This window comes from Rhizobacter sp. P3_C12, assembly GCF_056402735.1.
The window spans coordinates 1-3,345 of sequence record NZ_JBFUGW010000446.1; the positions used below are offsets into that span (position 1 = coordinate 1).

Here is a 3,345-nt window from a genome sequence, read left to right on the forward strand (position 1 = left end):
CCAGCACGACGCGTTCGGCAACCTGGTGGCGACGAAGGATGCGCTGCAGAACAGCGTGCAGATCAGCTACGACGTGCGGGGCAACAAGCTCAAGCTGACCGACCCGGACGCCGGGGTGATCGAGTACCGCTACGACGCGCTGGGCCAGGTGGTGCGGCAGCAGAACCCGCTGCAGCTGCAGCGCGGCGGGCAGACGACGATGCAGTACGACGTGCTCGGGCGGATGACGCWGCGCACCGAGCCGGARTACRSSMGCACCTGGACCTACGACAACTGCGCGATGGGCATCGGCAAGCTGTGCGCGACSAGCGCCAGYACCGACWTGAGCCAGCAGTGGGTGTACGACAGCCTGGGGCGGCTGGTCAGCAACCGCACGACGGTGGTGAACGGGCCGAGCTTTGCGAGTTCGCTCAGCTATGACGCGAATGGCCGGCAGGCGACACAGACCTGGCCGACCGGGCTGACGGTGAACTACGGCTACACGCCGAAGGGGTTCCTCGGCAGCGTGTCGTTGGCGACGGCGGTCACGGTGAACCCGTTGCCGGCCACACCAGGGGGCACACCGGGTGCGAGCGTCACGCTGCCGGCCGGCACGGTGCTGTGGCAGGCGCAGGCCTACAACGCGTGGGATCGGCTGGAGCAGCAGCGCTACAGCAGCTCGGTGGTGAGCAAGTCGAGCTATGAAGCTGCGACGGGCCGTGCCAGCAGCCTGACGACCGGCAAGGGTAACGCGGCCGACGTGCTGAACCACGGCTACGTCTGGGACAGTCTGGGGCGCCTCACGAACCGCAACGATGCGAACGGAGACGGCAGCACCGGCGCGGTGACGGAGAACTTCGAGCACGACGCGCTCGGCCGGCTGCAGCGCTACACGGTGGCGGCGCCTGCGATCAGCGGTCTCGTGCGCACCGTGAGCCTGCAATACAACGCGCTGGGCAGCATTCTCTACAAGAGCGATGTGGGGGTGTACAGCTACAGCGCGCAGGGTGCCAATGCGGTGAGGCCGCATGCCGTTCAATCGATTGAAGGCGCAGCCGGCAACACTTACGGGTTCGATGCTAACGGGAACATCGCGAGCGCGACGGCGGGCAAGTACCGCGGCATCACCTACACGGGCTTCAACCTGCCGGACAGCCAGAGCGGTGTGCAAGGACCGTCAGGCGGGCCAAGCTACGTGTGGAGCTACGACGAAGATCACGCCCGCATCCGCGAGGTGCGGACGATCCCAAGTGGCGTCAATGCCGGTACGAGAACGACGTGGTACCTGCACCCGGACAACACCGGAGGGCTGGCCTTCGAGAGCGAGGTCAATGCGCCGACCAATCCGAGTGCTGCGAACCCTGCCGTCACGAGCAACCGGCACTACCTGAGCGCCGGCGGCCAGAGCCTCGGTGTGCTGGTCACCACCGGAGCGCTGCCGGCACTCGGCGCGACCCAGACCGCGCCAGTAGTGCAGTCCAGCATGACAGCGGTGAAGCTGGAGTACTGGCACAAGGACCACCTGGGCAGCATCGCTGCGACCACGGATCACAACGGCGACGTGACGGCCCGCGACGCCTACGACCCGTTCGGCAAGCGCCGCTTTGCGAATGGCAACTACGACGCCGCCGGCACGCTGGTGATCGACTGGAGCCCGGCCGTCAACAGCGGCACCGACCGCGGCTTCACCGGCCATGAGCAGCTCGATGACATCGGGCTCACGCACATGAACGGCCGGATGTATGACCCGACGATCGGTCGCTTCCTGTCGGTGGACCAGCTAGTCAGCGACCCGTCGGACCTGCAGACCTACAACCGCTACAGCTACGTGCGCAACGACCCGCTGGCGCGCACGGATCCGAGCGGGTGGGCGGACAAGAAGGAAGACAAGACCTGGGATCCGCGCAGCATTTGCCGCCCGAAATGTCTGCCAACGGGTGAGAATCCGCTGGGACATCCCAACCCGACGCCCAATGAGACGGTCAACACGACAGCGACGAAGACCTCGCCCGACAATCAACGGCAAGGTGCTGCAGTCGCGAAGGGAGCAGACGATGGCGGGGCGATAGGGCGAGCATCGGCCGAACTGCGTCAGTGGCGTGGAGAAGCTGGCAATCTTGAGCCTAATGGCGGTTTCCCGACGCCGAACGAACTGGTTGAGACCTGGGCGGCAGAGACGTTGCAAAAGGGCGTCGAGTCAGGCAAGGTTGCGCCGTGGTTTGCGGCTGCGATGGTCAGTGGTCTTTGGTCGGGCAACCGTCCTGACGATTCTCAGTCGGGCGTGCTTGCGCCGGGACCGAGCACTGGAGGAGGTGGTGCTGCAAAGGGGACGCGGTGGAAGCTTGGCCCCAATGATCTTGACTTCCGAGGATCCGGCAAGAGCGTGGGCGATGCGCTCAACACCGCGTTCGAAAAGACGGGACTGCCAAAGAGCGAGTTCGAAGTGACGCGGTGGGCACGAGACGCGAACGGAAAGTCATTCCCAGTGGAATGGCGACACAAGAGCGGAGCGGAGGTCAATGTTGACTGGGCACACGCCAAGAACGGGCCTGACGTCCCTCACGTGGGGTTCCAGTCCGGCGGCAAGCGAGGGGATGGTGGTGCAGTCCGAGGGCACATCCTTCTGGATGAAGTTCCGTTCAATCGTTAGGGAAGCAGCGGCGATGAGTTTGGATCACGTATCTTTGGCGCTTACTGCGACAGGAGTTCCGGTAGCGGTCCTAGGGACTGGCGAAAAACAGGCAATGGTGCTTAGGTTGCTAGAGAGGCTCGGTGTGGACGTCAGGCGACACGAACCTTGGGATGACAATGCTGCGCCTGAGGGGCGGCTACGACCAGATGGCTGGGAACTCATTCCGAGGTACGTTGGAACGACGACCTGCTTGATGTTCCTGAATGGGGCGAACACAGTCTGGAAGTTTATGACCGGCTCCGACCTGCTGCGAGTATTGAAGGAGTGTCCGGCGCTCGAGTTCTATGTCTGTGACGAGGATGCGAGTTACCTACTCTGCAGCAACCATCACGACTTTGTCGTAGGTTGGGGTGTCGCTGAGTCGTGGGTGGAGAGCTTGGGTTGACGTGTCGAAGGGCGCACGATCCGCATCACCGATCCGCTGGGCGCGCAGATCGTTCACCAGCACGACGCGTTCGGCAACCTGGTGGCGACGAAGGATGCGCTGCAGAACAGCGTGCAGATCAGCTACGACGTGCGGGGCAACAAGCTCAAGCTGACCGACCCGGACGCCGGGGTGATCGAGTACCGCTACGACGCGCTGGGCCAGGTGGTGCGGCAGCAGAACCCGCTGCAGCTGCAGCGCGGCGGGCAGACGACGATGCAGTACGACGTGCTCGGGCGGATGACGCTGC

The 3,345-nt window shown here is 64.4% G+C and carries 2 protein-coding genes; both read left to right on the forward strand.

Annotation, left to right across the window (positions count from 1 at the left end; all coding sequences use genetic code 11):
- Positions 1–2,629 (forward strand): polymorphic toxin type 47 domain-containing protein (locus tag AC1DXV_RS32900; RefSeq protein ID WP_477937704.1); only part of this gene is annotated, 2,629 nt, incomplete at its 5' end.
- Between the two features lie 508 nt (positions 2,630–3,137).
- Positions 3,138–3,345 (forward strand): hypothetical protein (locus AC1DXV_RS32905; RefSeq protein WP_477937706.1); only part of this gene is annotated, 208 nt, incomplete at its 3' end.